20 protein-coding genes are annotated in these 18,696 nt (G+C 61.8%); 13 read left to right on the top strand and 7 right to left on the bottom strand.

From position 1 onward, the window contains the following. The 4 genes from L0B83_RS05465 to glmS form a co-directional block, all read right to left on the bottom strand. The coding region (locus tag L0B83_RS05465; RefSeq protein WP_268820630.1) for a glycogen debranching protein at positions 1-977 on the bottom strand (977 nt) is incomplete at its 3' end. A 74-nt stretch (positions 978-1,051) separates the two neighbouring features. Continuing rightward, positions 1,052-2,596 carry an NAD(P)H-hydrate epimerase gene (locus L0B83_RS05460; RefSeq protein WP_234757385.1) on the bottom strand — a complete coding sequence of 515 codons (1,545 nt, stop codon included), beginning with the start codon at positions 2,594-2,596 and terminating at the stop codon, positions 1,052-1,054. A 14-nt stretch (positions 2,597-2,610) separates the two neighbouring features. After that, on the bottom strand, positions 2,611-2,958 hold the full coding sequence (locus L0B83_RS05455) for a holo-ACP synthase (protein WP_234757384.1): 348 nt from the start codon (positions 2,956-2,958) through the stop codon (positions 2,611-2,613). Positions 2,959-2,962: 4 nt separating this feature from the next. After that, positions 2,963-4,855 carry a glutamine--fructose-6-phosphate transaminase (isomerizing) gene (gene glmS / locus L0B83_RS05450; RefSeq protein WP_234757383.1) on the bottom strand — a complete coding sequence of 631 codons (1,893 nt, stop codon included), beginning with the start codon at positions 4,853-4,855 and terminating at the stop codon, positions 2,963-2,965. Positions 4,856-5,034: 179 nt separating this feature from the next. Between glmS and coaA the strand changes: the two genes are divergently transcribed. From coaA to mscL, 3 genes are all read left to right on the top strand, one after another. Next, positions 5,035-6,000, top strand: coding sequence for a type I pantothenate kinase (gene coaA / locus L0B83_RS05445; protein WP_234757382.1), 966 nt, complete (start codon positions 5,035-5,037; stop codon positions 5,998-6,000). Between the two features lie 5 nt (positions 6,001-6,005). After that, the gene (locus L0B83_RS19985; RefSeq protein WP_234757381.1) at positions 6,006-6,866 is read left to right on the top strand and encodes a M15 family metallopeptidase; all 861 of its coding nucleotides are present in this window, start codon (positions 6,006-6,008) and stop codon (positions 6,864-6,866) included. Between the two features lie 89 nt (positions 6,867-6,955). Continuing rightward, positions 6,956-7,345 (top strand): large conductance mechanosensitive channel protein MscL, encoded by a 390-nt coding sequence (gene mscL, locus L0B83_RS05435; protein WP_234757380.1) that lies wholly within the window; start codon positions 6,956-6,958, stop codon positions 7,343-7,345. A 64-nt stretch (positions 7,346-7,409) separates the two neighbouring features. On the opposite strand, the gene glmM is transcribed toward mscL, so the two are convergent. Next, positions 7,410-8,774, bottom strand: coding sequence for a phosphoglucosamine mutase (gene glmM / locus L0B83_RS05430; RefSeq protein WP_234757379.1), 1,365 nt, complete (start codon positions 8,772-8,774; stop codon positions 7,410-7,412). Positions 8,775-8,932: 158 nt separating this feature from the next. On the opposite strand from glmM, the gene L0B83_RS05425 reads away from it, so the two are divergent. Further along, positions 8,933-10,162, top strand: coding sequence for a bifunctional glycosyltransferase family 2/GtrA family protein (locus tag L0B83_RS05425; RefSeq protein WP_234757378.1), 1,230 nt, complete (start codon positions 8,933-8,935; stop codon positions 10,160-10,162). Continuing rightward, positions 10,159-12,078, top strand: coding sequence for a glycosyltransferase family 39 protein (locus L0B83_RS05420; RefSeq protein WP_234757377.1), 1,920 nt, complete (start codon positions 10,159-10,161; stop codon positions 12,076-12,078). The genes L0B83_RS05425 and L0B83_RS05420 overlap by 4 nt, the downstream gene beginning before the upstream one ends. Positions 12,079-12,263: 185 nt before the next feature. Here L0B83_RS05420 and rpsI read toward each other — a convergent pair whose 3' ends face one another. Further along, entirely contained in the window at positions 12,264-12,770 is a 507-nt protein-coding gene (gene rpsI, locus L0B83_RS05415) for a 30S ribosomal protein S9 (RefSeq protein ID WP_234757376.1), read from the bottom strand. 37 nt (positions 12,771-12,807) lie between these two features. Next, the gene (gene rplM, locus L0B83_RS05410) at positions 12,808-13,251 is read right to left on the bottom strand and encodes a 50S ribosomal protein L13 (protein ID WP_133202334.1); all 444 of its coding nucleotides are present in this window, start codon (positions 13,249-13,251) and stop codon (positions 12,808-12,810) included. A 295-nt stretch (positions 13,252-13,546) separates the two neighbouring features. Here rplM and L0B83_RS05405 point away from each other — a divergent pair, with 295 nt between their 5' ends. The 8 genes from L0B83_RS05405 (at position 13,547) to L0B83_RS05370 (ending at position 18,596) form a co-directional block, all read left to right on the top strand. After that, positions 13,547-14,200, top strand: a complete 654-nt coding sequence (locus L0B83_RS05405) for a prepilin peptidase (protein WP_234757375.1) — start codon at positions 13,547-13,549, stop codon at positions 14,198-14,200. Between the two features lie 271 nt (positions 14,201-14,471). Next, positions 14,472-14,663 (top strand): Flp family type IVb pilin, encoded by a 192-nt coding sequence (locus tag L0B83_RS05400; protein ID WP_234757374.1) that lies wholly within the window; start codon positions 14,472-14,474, stop codon positions 14,661-14,663. Between the two features lie 22 nt (positions 14,664-14,685). After that, on the top strand, positions 14,686-14,865 hold the full coding sequence (locus L0B83_RS05395) for a Flp family type IVb pilin (protein ID WP_234757373.1): 180 nt from the start codon (positions 14,686-14,688) through the stop codon (positions 14,863-14,865). A gap of 119 nt (positions 14,866-14,984) precedes the next feature. Then, positions 14,985-15,188, top strand: coding sequence for a Flp family type IVb pilin (locus L0B83_RS05390; RefSeq protein WP_234757372.1), 204 nt, complete (start codon positions 14,985-14,987; stop codon positions 15,186-15,188). After that, positions 15,188-15,631 carry a TadE/TadG family type IV pilus assembly protein gene (locus tag L0B83_RS05385; protein WP_234757371.1) on the top strand — a complete coding sequence of 148 codons (444 nt, stop codon included), beginning with the start codon at positions 15,188-15,190 and terminating at the stop codon, positions 15,629-15,631. Before L0B83_RS05390 ends, L0B83_RS05385 begins: the two co-directional genes overlap by 1 nt. After that, positions 15,619-16,629, top strand: a complete 1,011-nt coding sequence (locus L0B83_RS05380) for a pilus assembly protein TadG-related protein (protein WP_268820629.1) — start codon at positions 15,619-15,621, stop codon at positions 16,627-16,629. The genes L0B83_RS05385 and L0B83_RS05380 overlap by 13 nt, the downstream gene beginning before the upstream one ends. A 21-nt stretch (positions 16,630-16,650) precedes the next feature. Beyond that, entirely contained in the window at positions 16,651-17,403 is a 753-nt protein-coding gene (cpaB, locus tag L0B83_RS05375) for a Flp pilus assembly protein CpaB (RefSeq protein ID WP_234757369.1), read from the top strand. After that, positions 17,400-18,596, top strand: a complete 1,197-nt coding sequence (locus L0B83_RS05370) for an AAA family ATPase (protein WP_234757368.1) — start codon at positions 17,400-17,402, stop codon at positions 18,594-18,596. The genes cpaB and L0B83_RS05370 overlap by 4 nt, the downstream gene beginning before the upstream one ends. Positions 18,597-18,696: the final 100 nt, after the last annotated feature.

Genomic DNA, 18,696 nt, shown 5'->3' with positions numbered 1-18,696 from the left:
TCCATGAGCAACTGCAGCGAGTGCGGGCTGCGCACATTCAGCGAATTACCCGTGCCCGTGTAATCCATGTAGTGCTTCTCATCGCCCTCCACCAACCGGTAGTACGCGGAGTTGTCAATGCCCTTGAACGACAGCGTGGGACCCAGATGATTGCCCTCGGCCGTGTGGTTGTACACCACATCGAGAATGACCTCGATCCCCGCCGTATGCAACGCCCGGACCATGGCCTTGAAGTCCTGGACCTGCTGGCCCTGATCGCCCTTGGAACTGTAGCTGTTGTGCGGGGCGAAGAACCCGATCGTGTTGTAACCCCAGTAATTGCTCAGCCCCTTGTCCTGCAGGATGCCGTCATTCACGAACTGGTGCACCGGCATGAGCTCAATGGCCGTCACCCCAAGCTTTTGCAAGTGCGAAATCACCGCAGGATGGGCCACCCCGGCATACGTGCCGCGCTGCTCCTCCGGAACTTCGGGGTGAAGCTGGGTCAGGCCCTTGACGTGGGCCTCGTAAATCACCGAACGGTGGTACGGGATGCGCAGTTGCTGGTCACCCGCCCAGTCGAAGAACGGATTGATGACCACGCCCATCATCATGTGCGGCGCGGAATCCTTGTCGTTCCGGGAATCCGGATCCCCCAGGTTGTAGGAGAAGAGCGCCGGATCCCAATCGATCTCGCCGTGCACCGCCTTGGCGTACGGGTCCAGGAGCAGCTTGTTGGGGTTGAAGCGCTGCCCGTTGGCCGGATCATACGGGCCATGCACCCGGTAGCCGTACTTCTGCCCCGGCTGGACATGCGGAAGGTAGCAATGCCACACATAGCCGTCCACCTCGCTGAGGGTATAGGAAGTCTCCTCCCCGTCGTCGTCGAAGAGACACAACTCCACCCTTTCCGCCTTCTCGCTGAAGAGCGCGAAGTTGGTTCCGGTTCCGTCGAAGGTGGCCCCCAACGGATATGCGGATCCTGGCCAAACGTCCATGTGTTCTCCTTCATGTGCCGGATAACTCTCTGCCAGCCTAGCGAGATGATGCGACTTTCACGGAACATCCGGGATCATCCGGCGCGATGTTCCCCTAGAAGTCGGAAGACATCGGGGACCGCCCGGGCAATGCCGGAAGCGGTCAGGGGCCCGCCCCTTGAAGCCGCGCTGCCGGCCATTCCGTGGATGCTCGCGCCGACGGCGGCCACCGCGGCCCAGCGTTCGTCAGGGGCAATTCCCAGCGCAGCGAAAGGTCCGTCGTCGTCCAGCCCGGATTCCGCGTACGCCGCAGCCAAGGCGCCGAGGATCCCGCCAAGGACGTCCCCGCTGCCCGCCGTCGACATCCACGGGCTTCCGTCCGACTGGCTGAAGACAGCCCCGGAAGGCGAAGCAACTGCCGTTGTGGCACCTTTAAGCAGGACAACCGCACCGGTGTGCTCGGCCGCAAGCCGGGCGAAATGCAGGGTCCGCGATTCCACGTCCTCCCGCGTGACACGCACTTCGCCCCGGGCAAGAAGGGCAGCGAGCTCGCCGGCGTGCGGGGTGAGAATCCAGTTCGGCGGACAGCGTTCGGGCAGGAGCTCAAGGGCTCCGGCGTCGACGACGGCGGGCCGGCCGGCGTCGGACGCGGCGGCCAGCACGTCGCGGGCTGGCTCGAGTTGTTCTGATCCGTCCAGGCCGGGACCGAGCAGCCACGCCTGGACACGGCCGGGCTCGCCCGGCTCCCAGATAGCCTCCGGGGTTCGTGCCAGGACCTGCCGCGCCACGACTTCCGGGCCGAGGTACCGAACCATTCCCGCGCCGGACGCCGAGGCGGACTCGACACAGAGGGCAGCGGCTCCGGTGTAGCGCTCGGAACCTGCCACGATGCCCAACACTCCCCTGGTGTACTTCTGGGCCCGACGCTCCGGGCCCGGAAGCACGGCCGCAAGGTCCGGGGCCGAGAAGCGGCGCAGGGCGGGTGCCGGAAGATATTCTTCGATACCGATGGGCACAAGGACCACGCGGCCGGCACAGCCCTCTCCCGGATCGGCCATCAGTCCGGCTTTGATTCCACCGAAGGCAACGGTGAGCCGCGCCGTCAGGACAGGCCAGTGGACCTCGCCTGTGTCGGCGTCCACGCCGCTGGGGACATCACAGGCCACCACGAGGCCGGGGCCCAGTTCCTCCAAGGCGGCAATCAATTCCGCAGCCGCACCACGGAGGCCGCCCTTCGCACCCGTACCCAGGACCGCGTCGATGACTACGTCATCGGCGGCAATCAGCACGGCCAGCTCTTCGGCGTTGTCCTCGTCCAGGACGTGCACGCGTCCGCCCGCCGCGCGGAACGCCGCGAAGGCTTCAGGATGGGCCGAACCGGCGGTGAGTACCGCCGTCGTGCGCATGCCACGCCGCGCGAGGTTTGCCGCGGCGAAGAGACCGTCCCCGCCGTTGTTGCCTTTGCCGGCCAGCACGGTGACGCTGGAGCCGTAGGTACGGCGACCTTCCGCACGCAGTTCCCGCACGACGGCGTTCGCCAGTCCGTATGCTGCCCGCTGCATGAGAACAGCCCCTTCGCCGGTATCAAGAAGCGGTTGTTCCGCTGCCCTGATCTGTGTTCCGGTGAAGGCGCTGATCATGTTTGCTTGCGCCGCTAGGCTTCGGCGATGACCATGGCGGTGGCGATTCCGCCATCGTGGCTCATGGAGACGTGCCAGCGCTTCACGCCAAGCGAATCCGCGACAGCCAGGACGGTGCCTTTGACTTGGATGGTGGGTCCGTTCTGGTCCAAGCCGATCCAGCAGTCCTGCCAGTTCATGCCCGCGGGAGCTCCCAAGACTTTGGCTACCGCTTCCTTGGCCGCAAAACGCGCGGCCAAGGACCGGGTGTTGAGCTCGCGTTCCGCGGGAACGAACAAACGGTCACGAAGGCCCGGGGTCCGCTCAAGTTGGCGCCCGAAGCGCTCAATGTCTACGACGTCTACGCCTATCCCGACAATCATGCGGCTATTCTACGGTCACGCTCTTGGCGAGGTTACGCGGCTGGTCCACGTCGTACCCCTTGGCCTTGGCCAGCTCGGCCGCAAAAATCTGCAGCGGAACCGTGGTCAGAAGCGGCATCAGCAAGGTAGGCGTCTGGGGGACGTAGAAAACGTGCTCGGCGTAAGCCTGCACGGCTTCGTCGCCTTCCTCGGCGATCACGAGTGTGCGGGCACCGCGGGCGCGGATTTCCTGGATGTTGCTGACAACCTTGGAGTGAAGGGAATCCCGGCCACGCGGCGAAGGGACCACCACGAAGACGGGCTGACCTTCGTCGATCAGGGCGATCGGACCGTGCTTGAGCTCACCGGCTGCGAAACCTTCGGCGTGGATGTAGGCAATTTCCTTGAGCTTCAACGCGCCCTCGAGGGCTACCGGGTAGCCAACGTGGCGGCCCAGGAAGAGCACCGACTTCTCGTCCTTCATGCTGCGGGCGAGTTCGCGGAGGGGACCTGCGTTGTCGAGGATCTTCTGGATGTGGGCAGGTATCTTGCCCAGGTCCGCCAGGACGTCCTTGATCTGTCCGGAGAAGATATTTCCACGCAACTGGGCGAGGTAGAGGCCAAGGAGATAGGCGGCAGTGATCTGGGCCAGGAATGCCTTGGTGGAGGCGACGGCGATCTCGGGACCGGCGTGGGTGTAGAGAACGGCGTCGGATTCGCGCGGGATGGTGGATCCGTTGGTGTTGCAGATGGAGATCGTCTTGGCGCCCTGTTCGCGGGCGTAACGGACGGCCATCAGTGTGTCCATGGTCTCGCCGGACTGGCTGATCGACACCACCAGGGTGTTGGCGTCAACGATCGGATCGCGGTAGCGGAATTCGTGCGCGAGCTCCACCTCGGTGGGGATGCGGCACCAGTTCTCGATGGCGTACTTGGCCACCATTCCGGCGTATGCGGCCGTTCCACATGCCAGGACGATGATCTTGTTGACCTGCTTCAGCAGTTCAGGGTCGATCCGGAGCTCGCTCAAGGTCAGCTGGTCGTTAAGGTCCGAGCGTCCGAGGAGGGTCTGGGTGACTGCGTCCGGCTGGTCATGGATTTCCTTTTCCATGAAGGAGCTGAAGCCGCCCTTTTCCGCAGAAGCCGGGTCCCAGTCAACGTGGTATTCCTTGCCCTGGGCCGGGGCGCCGAAGAAGTCGGTGATCTCGACGCTGTCGGCCGTGATGGTGACGATCTGGTCCTGGCCAAGCTCGACTGCGCGGCGCGTGTGGTCGATGAAGCCGGAAACGTCGGAGCCAAGGAAGTTCTCGCCTTCTCCCAGGCCCACAACAAGGGGGGAATTGCGGCGGGCGGCGACGACGACGTCGGGCCGGTCGGCGTGCACGGCAAGGAGGGTAAATGCACCTTCGAGGCGCTGGCACGCGAGCTGCATCGCCTTGGTGAGCTTGCCATCGGACGCGTCGCCGTTGAGCTGGTTGCGGAAGATATCGCCAAGCAGTGCGGCCGCCACCTCGGTGTCCGTCTCTGATGCGAAAGTGACGCCCTTGGCAAGGAGCTCCTGCTTGAGCTCGGCGAAGTTTTCAATGATCCCGTTGTGGATCATTGCCAGGCGGCCGCCGTCGGCCAGATGCGGGTGGGCGTTCTGGTCGGTAGGTCCGCCGTGGGTGGCCCAGCGGGTGTGGCCGATGCCGGTCAGCGAGTCCGGGAGCGGATTCTCGTCGAGCTCGTTCAACAGATTGCTCAGTTTTCCGGACTTCTTCCGGGCTGTGATCGTTCCATCAGCCACCACTGCGACTCCGGCTGAGTCATAGCCCCGGTACTCAAGCCTCCGGAGTCCTTCAAGCACGACGTCGAGGGCCGAGTGCCCGGCATCTGCCCGGCGGGATGAGTTGCCAACGTAACCTACGATTCCACACATGCCTACAAGCGTAGCGGGTGCCCCGCGAACCGGACGTAGGACATCCGGGCCCGGACCCGGGCCAGACCGCGGAACATATCGGTTTCTGCGCCTCTTCCGGGAGAGCATGCTCACACAAAATCTGCCCGCTGTTCATCCTGTATTTCCGGATCAGCCAGCGGAGGGGCAGAATCTCTAGGGTGACTTTGCAACGCAATGAAGCGAACGGCGACAGCTCCTCTCCGTTCGTGGAGCTGGACCGGCAGACGTGGTCCCGCCTGGGTGCGCAGATGGAGCAGCCGCTTAACGAAGAGGATATTATCCGGCTCCGCGGCCTCGGCGATCCCCTGGACATGAAGGAAATCCGCGAGGTCTACCTGCCGCTCTCCCGCTTGTTGCACCTTTATGTCCAGGCCTCACAACAGCTTCATGCAGCCACCACCACCTTCCTTGGCGAGCAGACCCAGCGCACGCCCTTCGTAATCGGCGTCGCCGGTTCGGTGGCGGTGGGCAAGTCCACGATCGCCCGCGTGCTGCGCGAAATGCTCCGCCGTTGGCCTGGTACTCCGAACGTCGAACTCATCACCACCGATGGGTTCCTCTACCCGCTTGCCGAGTTGAAGCGCCGGCATCTGCTTGAACGGAAGGGCTTTCCGGAGTCCTACGACCGGCGTGCCCTGCTTCGATTCGTGAGTGCAATCAAGGGGGGCGCCGAAGAAGTCCGCGCTCCTTGGTATTCGCACGTCACCTACGACATCGTCCCGGACAAGGAAGTGGTGGTCCGGCGGCCTGACGTCCTTATCGTCGAGGGCCTCAACGTGTTGGCCCCCGCGCGCCCCAGGCAGGACGGCCGGCAAGGATTGGCCCTGAGCGACTTCTTTGATTTCTCCATCTACGTTGACGCCAAGACCTCATACATCGAAGACTGGTACGTGGACCGTTTCCGTAAGCTTCGGAGCACGGCGTTCGCCCAGCCCGAATCCTACTTCCATCGTTACGCGACGCTCTCCGACGCCGAGGCGGAAGCCACTGCACGCGGCATTTGGAAGCGCATCAACGAACCAAACCTGGAGGAGAACGTGCTTCCTACCCGCGGCCGGGCGCAGCTCGTGCTCACCAAGGATGCCGACCATTCCATCCGCCGCATGCTGCTCCGCAAGGTCTAGCACGGATGTGCTATAACTGCGGCCCCAGCCGAAGGTCCTTCACTACGCTGCTTGCGGCGGGCGTGGGAATGGCCGCCTTGGCGGCGTGCAGCCCGGACGGCCGGGTCGCGTCGACCGCGGGGTCGCCGTCGTCCTCCCTTCCGCAAACGGCAACCGCGACGCCGCCATCCGGAACCACGACGGCGGCTCCTCCCGCCGCGGCGACCGAGCCGCCGTCGAGCGCACCGGCGTCGAAGGCTCCGCCGTCGGGTGTGCTGTCCCAACAGTTTTCCCTGAGCGACCCTGCGAGCCAGTGGGTCATCGTTAACAAGCACCGGCCGCTGACACCCTTGCAGTTTGTTCCCCCCGACTTGGCACAGCCACGCGTGCAACTCGCAACCAGCGGAGAGGCGTCCCTCCTCAACGCCACCACGGCCGCAGCGGCCGAAAAGCTCTTCGCGGCAGCCTCCTCGGAAGGCGTCACCATGACCTTGGCGTCCGGCTACCGTTCATTCCAGACCCAGACCGCAACATACGGCGGCTACGTGAACGCGCGCGGCCAGGCCTCGGCGGACACCGCCTCCGCCCGTCCCGGCTTCTCGGAACACCAGACCGGCTGGGCGTTCGACATTGGCGACGGCGGCGGGGCGTGCAGCTTCGCGCCTTGCTTCGCTGATCAGCCAGCAGCCGTCTGGGCCAAGGCCAATTCCTACAAGTACGGATTTGTTGTCCGGTATCCATGGATGCTCAACGGGATCACGGGCTATTACTACGAGCCATGGCATTTGCGATTCATCGGAGTTGAGGCTGCGACGGATATGGCCAAACGGGGCATCGGCACCCTCGAAGAGTATTTTGGCCTCGAATCCGCTCCGGGCTACCCATAATGGTTGATTAACGGGAGAGTGTTTCGGACCCTCCAGTGAATTACGACGGCTGCTCGCTTGGATCCGCGAAAATGCACTAGTTTGGTGCCATGTTGAGTGGATTTAGGAATTTCATTCTGAAAGGCAACGTCGTAGACCTTGCCGTAGCCGTCGTCATGGGTGCCGCCTTCGGCGCAGTGGTTGATGCACTCGTCAAGAACGTCCTCATGCCGCTGATTGCTGCCTTGGTTGGGTCGCCCAACTTTGACAGTTTCGCGAAGGTGACCCTCAATGGAAATGACCTGCGGTTTGGCGTTTTGCTGACCGCGATCGTCAACTTCGTCCTGGTAGCCGCCGCAATCTATTTCGTCGTCGTCGCCCCCATGAACCACATGATCGAGCGCCGCAACGCCAAGTTGGGCATTTCCGAGGAAGAACCCGCCGCCGATCCGGCGGTGACTCTCCTCACCGAAATCCGCGACAGCTTGGCTCAAAGGTAAGCGCGAAATAACTGTGGCCCGCCTCCTTACGGAGACGGGCCACAGTTATTTGCCACGCTCAGCCCTAGAGGGCCAGCTCGCGCGGAATAGCGAGGCGGTCTGCGACGACGCCGGCAAGTTCGGTGCATATGCGGGTGGCGGTTTCCATGTCCGCTGCCTCTACCATCACGCGCACCAGCGCTTCGGTGCCCGATGGCCGCAGGAGCACGCGGCCGGTATCACCAAGCTCGAGCTCCGCGGCCGCCACTGCGGCAGCGACGCCTTCGTCCGTGGAGGCGCGCGATTTGTCCACGCCCTTCACGTTGATCATCAGCTGCGGCAGCTTGGTCATGACCCGCGCAAGCTCTTGAAGGGTCTTGCCCGTGCCGGCCACCTGGGCAGCAAGCTGCAGACCGGTCAGGACCCCGTCACCCGTGGTGGCGTAATCGGAGAAGATCACGTGGCCCGACTGCTCCCCGCCGAGGCTGAAGCCGCCGTCGCGCATTGCCTCCAGGACGTACCGGTCGCCCACCGCGGTCTCGCGGATGGTGATTCCGGCCTCGCGCAAGGCGATCTTGAGTCCGAGGTTGCTCATCACGGTGGCTACCAGGACATCGTCCTTCAGTTTTCCGGACCTCTTCAGCGCGAGGGCCAGGATCGCCATGATCTGGTCACCGTCAACCTCGTTGCCCTCGTGATCCACGGCCAGGCAGCGGTCGGCGTCGCCGTCGTGGGCGATGCCGAAGTCCGCACCGTGCTTGACGACGGCTTCCTTGAGCTGCCCGAGGTGGGTGGAACCGACGCCGTCGTTGATGTTCAGGCCGTCGGGTTCAGCGCCGATCACCACAACTTCGGCGCCGGCGCTTGCGAAGACCTCCGGCGAGCAGCCACTCGCCGCGCCGTGGGCACAGTCCAGGACAACCTTGAGGCCTTCAAGGCGGTGCGGCAGGGTGCCGAGCAAGTGGACGATGTAACGGTCCTCGGCGTCCGAGAAGCGTTGGATGCGGCCGACGTCGCCGGCGATGGGGCGTGCGGGCTCCTTGCCGAGCTGGGCCTCGATCGCGTCCTCGATCTCGTCCGGCAGCTTCTGGCCGCCCCGCGCAAAGAACTTGATGCCGTTGTCCGGGGCAGGGTTGTGCGAAGCCGAGATCATGACGCCGAAATCGGCGTTGAGGTCGGCGATGAGGTAAGCCGCGGCGGGCGTGGGCAGCACGCCCGCGTCGTACACGTCCACCCCGGAGCTCGAAAGTCCGGCTTCCACGGCTGCAGCGATGAACTCCCCGCTGGCGCGCGGATCCCGGGCGACCACGGCGCGGGGCCGCGTTCCGTTGGCACCACGCTCGGGTCCAAGGACCACCGCGGCGGCCTGGGCCAACTGAAGAGCAAGCTCCGCGGTGAGCAATCCATTGGCGAGACCACGCACGCCATCTGTTCCAAATAATCTAGCCATCGCGTCCCAGTCTAGACGACCGGTACAGGGGCAGAGGGAACGCGACTCTGGACGGCCTTGTACCACTTCAGCCGCGCGACGGCTAGAGTGCCACTACTTGACTTGCGCTTTTTGCGTCACTCTAGTAATGCCCCTTAACAAGAATTTACGATTACGGCATGACACCTAGCTCTGGGGGCTTGGCGCTCGAGATAATTGTCCCCGTATTCAACGAGTCCGCCATACTCGAAAGAAGCATCCACCGGCTCGCCGACTATTTGTCGCGCGAATTGTTGTATAGCTGGAAAATCACGATTGCCGACAACGCGAGCACGGATGCGACCGGTTCAATTGCGCGGAAGCTCGCCGACGAGGTTCCCAATGTCGGTTATCGGCGCCTTGAGACAAAAGGGCGGGGTTTCGCGCTCCGGGACGCCTGGACGTCGTCCGAAGCCAAAGTTCTCGCGTATGTGGACGTAGATCTCTCGACCGATTTGGCGGCTTTGCCACCGCTTATCGCTCCCCTGCTTTCCGGGCACTCGGATATCAGCATCGGCACCCGCCTTGGCCGGAGTTCAAGGGTGGTGAGGGGCCCGAAACGGGAATTCATCTCCCGGAGCTACAACCTGATTCTTAAACGGACCATGCAGGTTCAGTTTTCCGACGCCCAGTGCGGCTTCAAAGCTGTCAGGGCAGAAGTCGCGCACCGGCTCCTGCCCTATGTGAAGGACAACTGCTGGTTCTTCGATACCGAGCTTTTGATCTTGGCGGAGCGGGCAGGGCTTCGTATCCACGAGATTCCCGTCGACTGGATTGACGATCCAGACAGCAGGGTGGATATCCGCCAGACCGCAGTGGACGACCTCAAGGGCCTCGTGCGGGTCGCTGGTTCCATGGTGAAGGGGAAGATCCCCCTGCAGGCGATCTACGCTGAATTGGGACGTGGACCCATTGCGACGCCGACGCGTCCGAGCTTCTTCGGGCAAGTGCTACGTTTCGGAATCGTCGGCGCGTTCTCGACGCTCGCTTTTGCTTTGCTATATCTGCTTTTCCAGGGGCCCTTCGGCGCACAGCAAGGGAATTTCCTCGCCCTGCTCCTCACTGCCATCGCAAACACCGCCGCCAACCGTCGCTTTACGTTCAGGATCCACGGGCCGGAGCGGCTCTTCACGCAGCAGATACAAGGACTCATTGTTTTCTTGGTGGCTTGGGGCATCACCTCATCTTCCCTTCTGCTGTTGCATTCAATGCAAGCGGACGCGTCTCCCCGGACCGAGCTGATCGTTCTGACCTCCGCTAACGTCTTAGCCACTCTCGTCCGCTTCGTTCTGCTCCGGATCTGGGTCTTCCGGGTGCGTCGTTCGGAGGAACGGCGCGGGGTGGCCACCATTAAGCAGCTGGCAATTTGAGCAACAAGACCAGCCCCCTTCCCGGACAAGCAGTCCCGGGTACCGTCATCAAGGACCCGTCGCGGGTCATCCGTGAGTGGCTCCGCGGGAATCCCGCCAACCAGGCGTGGGTGCGACCCGCCATTTTTGCTCTCATGGTTCTAACGGCAGTCCTTTACATGTGGGGACTCGACCAGAACGGCTGGGCGAACTCTTACTACTCGGCTGCCGCCATGGCCGGCTCGGAAGATTGGACGGCATTCTTCTACGGCTCCTCGGACCCGGGCAATGCGATAACCGTTGACAAGCCTCCACTTTCTTTGTGGATTATGGCCCTCTCCGTGCGGATTTTCGGGCTCAACTCATGGAGCATGCTCCTGCCGCAAGCTTTGATGGGAGTAGTCAGCGTCTATTTGCTCTACCGGATGGTGGCGAAACCAACCGACCCCGCAACCGGCCTGCTTGCGGGGCTTTTCTTCGCGGTTACCCCGGTGGCCACCGTCATGTTCAGGTACAACAACCCTGATGCACTGCTGACTCTGCTCATGATCGGGACCGCCTATGCGACGCTCGAGGCAATCGACCGGGGGAAGCTTCGCTGGCTGCTCGTGGCGGGAGCACTGGTCGGTGCCGGGTTCCTGACGAAGCAGCTACAGATTCTGCTCATTCTGCCGGCCCTGGGAGTGAGCTACCTCGTCTTTTCGCGAGTCCCAATCATGAGGAGGTTCATCCATTTCGGTGCGGCCGTCTCGGTAGCCGGGCTTATGGGCGGCTGGTGGTTCATGCTCGTGCAGCTAGCAGATCCGGCCTCTCGGCCGTTTATTGGAGGCACAAGGAACAACAGCGTCATAGAACTCACCGTGGGGTACAACGGCCTTGATCGCCTGACCGGCGAAGCCGCCGTCCGAACCATGACTCCCGGAAATTCGGACGACCTCAAAACGGGGTTCCAGCGATTTCTCGAGCCACAATTCACCGGTCAATTCGGCTGGTTGCTGCCCCTTGCGCTGGCCGGGATCTGCGTCACTGGATGGTTGTTGTGGAAACGTACCGACGGAACGCCCAAGCGGGCTTTTCTGCTTCTGTGCGCAGCCTGGTTTGCTACCTCGGCTACTGTCCTCGCTTTCATGTCCGGGATCGTCCACCCCTACTACTCACTCGTGGCCGTGCCACCGTTGAGTTGCCTGGCCGCCGTTGGGTTCCTTCACCTCGTGCGGTTGAGGAGACACTGGAAACCGCGCCTCGGGCTCGGAATGGCCGTGCTCGCTTGCATGATATTTGCATATGTCTCAGCGGCACGCTCAACCAGCGATTTTCCCTGGTTTCCGCAGGCGCTTCTCATCCTGGGGTCCATATCGACCGCACTCGTAGTGATCCCCGCGCCGGACCTTCGCGTCCGGTGGGTCTCCGTTGCGGTGCCGCTGGTGACCCTTTTGGCGGGACCCATGCTCTGGTCGGCCAATACCACCTTGAGCCCGCACGTCGGGGCAGGAGTGATAGCCGGCCCGAGCATCCTGCACGTCCGAACAGACAGCCCGGACAGGCAGCAGTTACCGGCGAACATCCCGCCGACGCTCCTCATACTTTCTTACGGAGACATCCCCGTGGCCGGCGTCATCGATCGGCTGCAGCAGGAACCCCAAAGTGTCACGTGGCCCACCGCCATGATTGGTTCTGAATCTGCCGCCAACTACCAGCTCGCGAGTGGGAGGGCGGTGATGCCCGTGGGGGGCTTCGACGGAACCGACCCGTATCCAACGCTTGAACAGTTCCAAGACTTTGTTCACGCTGGCCGCATCGGGTCCATGGTCATCCAGAAGCTGCCACCAACCACCTTGGACGGCCATGGCGAAGCCGCGAAAATAGTCGCCTGGGTGAGCAACCATTACAAGGCACAAACGATCGGTGGAGCGCAGTATTACGCCCTCCGGCCCTAACATCTGACCTGGCGTCGCAGACAAACGACAGAGGCCCGCCCCGCCAAATGGCGGAACGGGCCTCGTCGAAGCGGATTAGCGCTCGTGTAGGCGCATTTTTAGCGCTTGTGGATCCGAGCGCTAAAAAGCGCCGAGGGCCCCGTTGTGATGTCGCGCCAGCGGCACCACAACGGGTAGGCGCATTTTTAGCGCTTGGAGTACTGCTGAGCCTTGCGTGCCTTCTTGAGACCAGCCTTCTTACGCTCGATGACGCGTGCGTCACGGGTCAGGTAGCCGGCCTTCTTGAGGGTGGCGCGGTTGTTCTCGACGTCGATCTCGTTCAGCGAGCGAGCAACACCGAGGCGCAGTGCACCGGCCTGGCCGGAGGGGCCACCGCCGTGGATGCGGGCGATGACGTCGTAGGCGCCTTCAAGGTCAAGGATCTTGAAGGGCTCGTTGACGTCCTGCTGGTGCAGCTTGTTCGGGAAGTAGTTCGACAGCTCGCGGCCGTTGATGGTCCACTTGCCAGAGCCGGGCACAACGCGAACGCGTGCAACGGCTTCCTTGCGGCGGCCAACAGCAGCACCGGAAACGGTCAGTGCCGGGCGCTCCTTCTTCGGCGCGGCTTCGGCAGCCGAGCTTTCAGAGGTGTAGCTGGTGAGGTTTTCTTCGGCCTCGACGGCCTCAGCGGTCAGTTCTTCGTTCTGAGCCACGATTCTCCTTGTGTTAAAAGTTGTTTGGTGGCCAGGACTACTGGGCGACCTGGGTGATTTCGAAAGTCTTGGGCTGCTGGGCTGCGTGGGGGTGTTCTGCACCACGGTAGACCTTGAGCTTGCTCAGCTGCTGTGCAGCGAGGGAGTTCTTCGGGAGCATGCCCTTGATGGCCTTCTCCACGGCGCGGACCGGGTTGGATTCCAGCAGCTCCGCGTAGTTGACGGAGGTCAGGCCGCCCGGGTAGCCGGAGTGGCGGTATGCGCGCTTCTGCTCCAGCTTGGCGCCGGTCAGGGCAACCTTTTCAGCGTTGATGATGATGACGAAGTCGCCCATGTCCATGTGGGACGCATAGGTCGGCTTGTGCTTTCCGCGCAGCAGTGTTGCGGTCTGGCTGGCAAGACGACCAAGGACAACATCGGTGGCGTCAATGACGTGCCACTGGCGGTTGATATCGCCGGGCTTCGGGGTGTACGTACGCACGGTTTTGCCTCGTTCTTGTTCTGGCGTTCATGTTTTAGGCGGCACGCTTGAAGCGTGCGCCTACTAGGTATGCGCTACCGGAGCAGAGGTGAGGACTCTATGTACCAGTCATCCCGAGGTCTCGATATGCCTGTCGAGTTAATGATCCTGCAACTGGATCCCCAAGCGGGCATGTGTCATCGAGATAGGACACGCACAACGACTATCAACAATAGCGCTAAGAGGCAGCAGGGTCAAAATAGGCTGGCAGTCAGCCCGAACATCCGAAACTGTTCCTGAGCCCCCGGGAGACGCCATGACAGCAACCGCCGCCCAGCCCTTGTTTATGGGCGCCATGGGCCTTGCAGGGCTTCTGCTGAGTCCCCTGGCCGAGTTGTTGATATCGCGGTTCCTTCCGAGGCTTGGCGGGCTCCCCTCCCCCGCTGTGAGGATCACGACGGCGGTGGTTACCGGCGCGTTGTTTGTCCTCCTGACCCTGCGCTTTGGTTTCTCGCCGGAGCTCCCGGCGTACTTGCTCCTGGGGATGATGGCGGTGCAGCTGTCACGTATAGATGTTGAACACCATTTGCTGCCGAACCCGCTAGTCCTCCTGCTACTTGCTGCCGGCTTCTGCCTGTTAACCATGTCGGCCGTGCTCGCTCCGGACTGGTCGGCACTGCTGCGCGCGGCTGCCGGCGGCGTCATTTTGTTCCTCGGCTACTTAATTCTTGGATTAATTTCTCCCGGCGGCCTCGGAATGGGCGATGTGAAGCTCTCAGCACCACTCGGAATGTACTTGGGCTACTTGGGCTGGACCCACTTGTTCTATGGGGGCCTGCTGGGGTTCGTGGTGGGCGGGGTCATGACGGTGCTGATGTTGCGGCTGAACCGCGGAAACAAGCCCTCCGAGGTGGCCCATGGGCCAGCCATGTTCGCAGCGGCAATTGGAGTGGCGCTGCTCCTGGCCTGAGCCCACGCCGAACCGACCAGGTCCACTCAGTCACCGCCAGTCCCACGTGTACCAGTACTTGGATGGTACATAGGCAGAAAAACCGAGTACCGCAGGGCGCCGCGTCGAGTAGGCCGCGCCACCGGTACCGGAAAAGACGAGTACCACTACGCATTGTTTGTTAACCCTCCCAGGGGCAATTCTTGTCCTATCGAAATCCGGACCCGCTAAACGGGATATGTAAGCGGCGGGAATTCGTAAACAAATTCACTTATCTGGGAAGGGTTTTCCAATGTCATCTCTCATGGTTTCTGTCATTGCTTTCGTCGCCGGCGTCAAAGACCGCCTCACTTCCGAAAAGGGAGCGACGGCCGTTGAATACGGTTTGCTCGTAGCCCTCATCGCCGCCGTCATCGTCGTTATCGTCGGCACCCTTGGCGGGCAGATCAACACCGCCTTCACGACCATCTCAAACAAGCTCTAGCAAGCCGATGATGTCTCGGGGGATGCAAGCGCTGCTTCTTCTTAGGTGGCATGCGCAGCAGCTATTCAAATCCGAAGCCGGTGCAACAGCAGTTGAATACGGTTTGCTCGTGGCCCTCATCGCCGCCGTCATCGTCGTGATCGTCGGCACTCTTGGCGGGCAGGTCAATACCGCATTCACTTCGATCTCGAACCAGCTTTAGCAAATAACAACAAAGCAACCAGCCCAGGGGCGGGCGGAACAGTTCGGGCTTCTGCTCCACTGGTAACCGCTTCGCCCCTGGGCTCTTCGTTTGATAATCACTCTCGCCAAGGAGGGGTTGTGCAAGGTCTCAAGTCTCAGATAAACACTCTCTCGCTGCGTCTGAGGGAAACTCTCCGGACCAAGGGTGGCTCCGAGGCCGGCGTCAGCGCCGTCGAGTACAGCCTCCTCGTTGCGTTCATCGCTACGGTTATTTTCGCCATCGTCGCCACCCTGGGCGCCCAACTCGTTCCAGGGTTCGAACATGTTGTGGCAGGTCTGTGATGAAAATCCGTAACCTCTCAACCGCGAAGCCGGGTGCTAACCGGGAATCCGGAGCAGTAGCGGTCGAATTCGCCCTCATCTTCCCCCTGTTGATAGTCCTCGTTCTGGGGATCGCGGAATTCGGCAGGGCATTCAACATCCAGGTTTCGCTCGCCGAAGCCGGCCGGGAAGCATCGCGCTACGCGGCCATTCACTGTTCAGATTCCGGCTACAGCGCATCCAGCGCCCAAAGTGCAGGGGTTGCTGCGGCGCCCTCCGTCGCGTTGAGCGCCGCAAACATCACGATGAGCTATTCAGGCACCGGCGCATGCGCGTCGGGCAATAACGCGATAGCGAACGTAAGTTACACAACCTCCTGGATGACCGGATTCCCGGCGCTGATTCCAGGAATGCCGGCCAGCCTCACAGTCAAAGGGACAGGGGTAATGCGATGCGGCGGATAAGGATCGGCCGATCGGAGCGTGGCGTGGCTGCTCCCATGACGGCATTTCTCATGGTGTTCCTGCTTGGCATGGCGGCCTTCGCGGTAGACGTGGGCTCGATGTATTCCGAGCACGCACAACTCCAGAACGGGGCCGATGCCGCCGCTATAGCAATTGCCCAAAAGTGTTCAAAATTGGCGGCCGGGACTTGTCCCGCTGACCAGACGGCATATGCCGCGCAGTTTGCCAACGGCAATACCCTGGACAGCCACGGACAAGCGATCATAGCTACAGTCAGCGGCAACACGGTGAACGTGACTGTCCAGGCCCAGGATCCGTCAGCGAGCAACCACTTCTCTCTCGTCTTCGCACGCGCCCTCGGGATTCAGACGGCGGATATCCGAGCCTCGGCCCAGGCAAAATGGGGGCCGCTCAGCTCGGGCGGCGCCTTCCCGCTGGCAATTTCGGACAGCTGCTTCAACTTGTCGTCCGGTAGTCAAACCGCTCAGGTTCAAAGGATCTCGTACAAGCCAGGCGGAACATGCACTGGCCCCTCCGGTACGCAAATACCTGGCGGTTGGGGTTGGCTGCAGCAGAGTTCTCCGTGTTACGCAGCCACCCAGCTCGGAAACAACACCATCGGCTCGGATCCGGGAAACAACCCTCCGACCCTTTGCAAGAACACGCTTCAGGGCTGGGAAGACACCATTCTTGGCGGCGGCCAAGCCAAGGTGACTTTTCCGGTGTTCGACGATGCTACCAATCAGGGCAAAAACGGGACATTCCACATCATCGGCTACGCAACGTTCAATATCTGGGGTTGGAAATTTGGAAACAGCAATCCCTACGAATTCCGGAACAAGGCATCGGACCCCAACATGACTAGTTCGCTGGCATGTTCCAGCGGAAATGATCGCTGCATTATCGGACAGTTCATCAAATATCAGACCATCGACGCAGCTGGCAGTGGTGGCGGTGGATCCGACCTCGGAACCGAAAACATCGGTCTCAGTAATTAGGTACAGATTAAGGGGAAGAAAGTGAAAACACGCCTACTGGGAGGCATCGTTGCACTAGTGCTCGCAATTGCCGGCACACTGCTATTGGTCTCATACGTACAAGGATCTGAAGCCCGGGCCCAGAAGGACCTGCAACCTGTTGATGTGTTGGTAGTCCAGGCCCAGATCCCTTCAGGCGCGAGCCTCGACACGGTTAGGTCGTCAGTCAAGCTGACGTCATTGCCCACAGCGTCCGTCCCCAACGGTGCGCTAAAGAGCCTGGACGGCATTCAAGGGAAAGTGGCAGCAACCGACCTGATGCCAGGTGAGGCGCTGCTGGGGACGCGGCTAGTCGATCCCAGCAGCTTGGCGGCCCCTGGCTCTGTTCCCGTCCCGGCCGGCATGCAGGAAGTCTCGGTACAGCTGGAGGCACAGCGGGTGGTGGGAGGACGAATCGCGGCCGGCGACACTGTAGGTATCGTTGTCCTCCTCCCTCCTGGATCCGGCGGCGACTCCGCCAGTCCAGCAACGTCCCAGGAGCTGTTCCACAAGGTTCTGGTCACGAGCGTGCAGCGTTCCCAAGCCAAGGCCACTAACTCAACTTCGAACTCGCAGGAGCAAGCGAACACTGAACTGCCAACCGGCCAGTTGCTCGTGACATTCGCCCGCAGCGACGTTGATTCAGCCAAATTGGCATTCGCGGCTGAGTTCGGAAAGTTGTGGCTCACCAAGGAACCCGCCTCCGCGACTGAGAACGCACCAATTGTCATCAAGAAGACGGAGTTGTACCGATGAGCCGGTTCGTAGTGATCACGTCCGATGCGGACTTTGAGCGCAGGGCGCGGCATGCCGCTACAGGCCTGCGCGGCACCCTCCACGTGATCACAGCTGACTACCTTCCACCAAGCCCAGAGGACATACTGCGCGTATTGACGGGAGAGATTGCCGAGGTCATCCTCCTCGGTCCTGGCCTCCCGCTGGAGGATTCAATCCGGCTTGCCAGTCTTTTCGACCTTCAGTTTCCGGAAATCAGCGTCGTTGTTGTCACGGAAAGCCGGTCCGAAATAGCCCTGCCCGCAATGCGCGCCGGGGTCCGCGATCTACTCTCACCCAGCGCGGACGCCGAGGAAATCCGGACCATGCTGGAACGCGCTAGCCTAGCCGCCGCCGGGAGGCGCCGTGGCCTCGGAAGCTCAGTTGAAAGTCAGCCCACCGGCGGTCGCGTCATCGCGGTCATGTCTCCTAAAGGGGGCGTTGGCAAGACGACTGTCACCACCAACCTTGCGGTCGGCTTGGCCAAGGTGGCACCGATGAGCGTCGTCGTTCTGGACTTGGATCTCCAATTTGGAGATGTTGCTTCGGGTCTCAACCTTGATCCTGAGCGAACTCTTACGGACGCTGTGGATGGCGCTGCCGTTCAGGACAGCATGGTGCTCAAGTCCTATCTGACGATGCATAAGGCCGGCCTTTACGCACTCTGTGCGCCGCTCAATCCAGCGGACGCTGACCAGATATCAGGTGACCAAGTGGGACACCTCATTAAACAGCTGGCAAATGAGTTTCAGTTTGTTGTTGTAGACACCGCCCCTGGTCTCGGTGAGCATGTGCTCGCAACTTTGGAGGTTGCCACGGATGTCGTGTGGGTCTGCGGGATGGATATTCCGAGCATCCGCGGGCTCCGGACGGGACTCAGCGTTCTCAATGAGGTGGGCCTTCTCCCGGAGAGGCGCCATATCGTCCTGAACTTCGCGGACCGCCGCAGCGGCCTCACCCTTCAGGACATAGAGTCCACGATCGGTTCGCCCGTCGACGTCGTCCTTCGCCGCTCCACGGCAGTCCCATTTTCAACCAACAAGGGAGTGCCCTTGTTGCAGGACGGATCCAGGGATTCCGCCGCCAAGGGACTGTCCGAACTGGTCAACCGGTTCAAGCCGTCTTGGGAAGAACGGCCACATAAGAAACTTCACAGAAGGGTAGTAGTCCAATGAGTCTCGGCAAAAGGCTGGAAGAAGCCCGCAATTTCGATAAGGCGGCCGCATCGGCTTCGGAGGTAACTTCCCAAGCGGCTCCGTGGGGCAACGGAGGGGT

The sequence above is a fragment of the Arthrobacter alkaliphilus genome (assembly GCF_021483235.1).
Lineage (GTDB): Bacteria > Actinomycetota > Actinomycetes > Actinomycetales > Micrococcaceae > Arthrobacter > Arthrobacter alkaliphilus.
Note: the sequence above shows the minus strand (reverse complement) of the source record. Positions and strands in the feature narration are given on the sequence as shown.

Coding starts and splice junctions, on each gene's coding strand:
- L0B83_RS05385 (WP_234757371.1), top strand. CDS start 15,188: ATGAAAATCCGTAACCTCTCAACCGCGAAGCCGGGTGCTAACCGGGAA.
- L0B83_RS05425 (WP_234757378.1), top strand. CDS start 8,933: ATGACACCTAGCTCTGGGGGCTTGGCGCTCGAGATAATTGTCCCCGTA.
- L0B83_RS05460 (WP_234757385.1), bottom strand. CDS start 2,596: ATGATCAGCGCCTTCACCGGAACACAGATCAGGGCAGCGGAACAACCG.
- L0B83_RS05400 (WP_234757374.1), top strand. CDS start 14,472: ATGTCATCTCTCATGGTTTCTGTCATTGCTTTCGTCGCCGGCGTCAAA.
- glmS (WP_234757383.1), bottom strand. CDS start 4,855: ATGTGTGGAATCGTAGGTTACGTTGGCAACTCATCCCGCCGGGCAGAT.
- L0B83_RS05455 (WP_234757384.1), bottom strand. CDS start 2,958: ATGATTGTCGGGATAGGCGTAGACGTCGTAGACATTGAGCGCTTCGGG.
- L0B83_RS05370 (WP_234757368.1), top strand. CDS start 17,400: ATGAGCCGGTTCGTAGTGATCACGTCCGATGCGGACTTTGAGCGCAGG.
- L0B83_RS05405 (WP_234757375.1), top strand. CDS start 13,547: ATGACAGCAACCGCCGCCCAGCCCTTGTTTATGGGCGCCATGGGCCTT.
- mscL (WP_234757380.1), top strand. CDS start 6,956: ATGTTGAGTGGATTTAGGAATTTCATTCTGAAAGGCAACGTCGTAGAC.
- glmM (WP_234757379.1), bottom strand. CDS start 8,774: ATGGCTAGATTATTTGGAACAGATGGCGTGCGTGGTCTCGCCAATGGA.
- L0B83_RS05395 (WP_234757373.1), top strand. CDS start 14,686: ATGCAAGCGCTGCTTCTTCTTAGGTGGCATGCGCAGCAGCTATTCAAA.
- L0B83_RS05380 (WP_268820629.1), top strand. CDS start 15,619: ATGCGGCGGATAAGGATCGGCCGATCGGAGCGTGGCGTGGCTGCTCCC.
- L0B83_RS19985 (WP_234757381.1), top strand. CDS start 6,006: ATGTGCTATAACTGCGGCCCCAGCCGAAGGTCCTTCACTACGCTGCTT.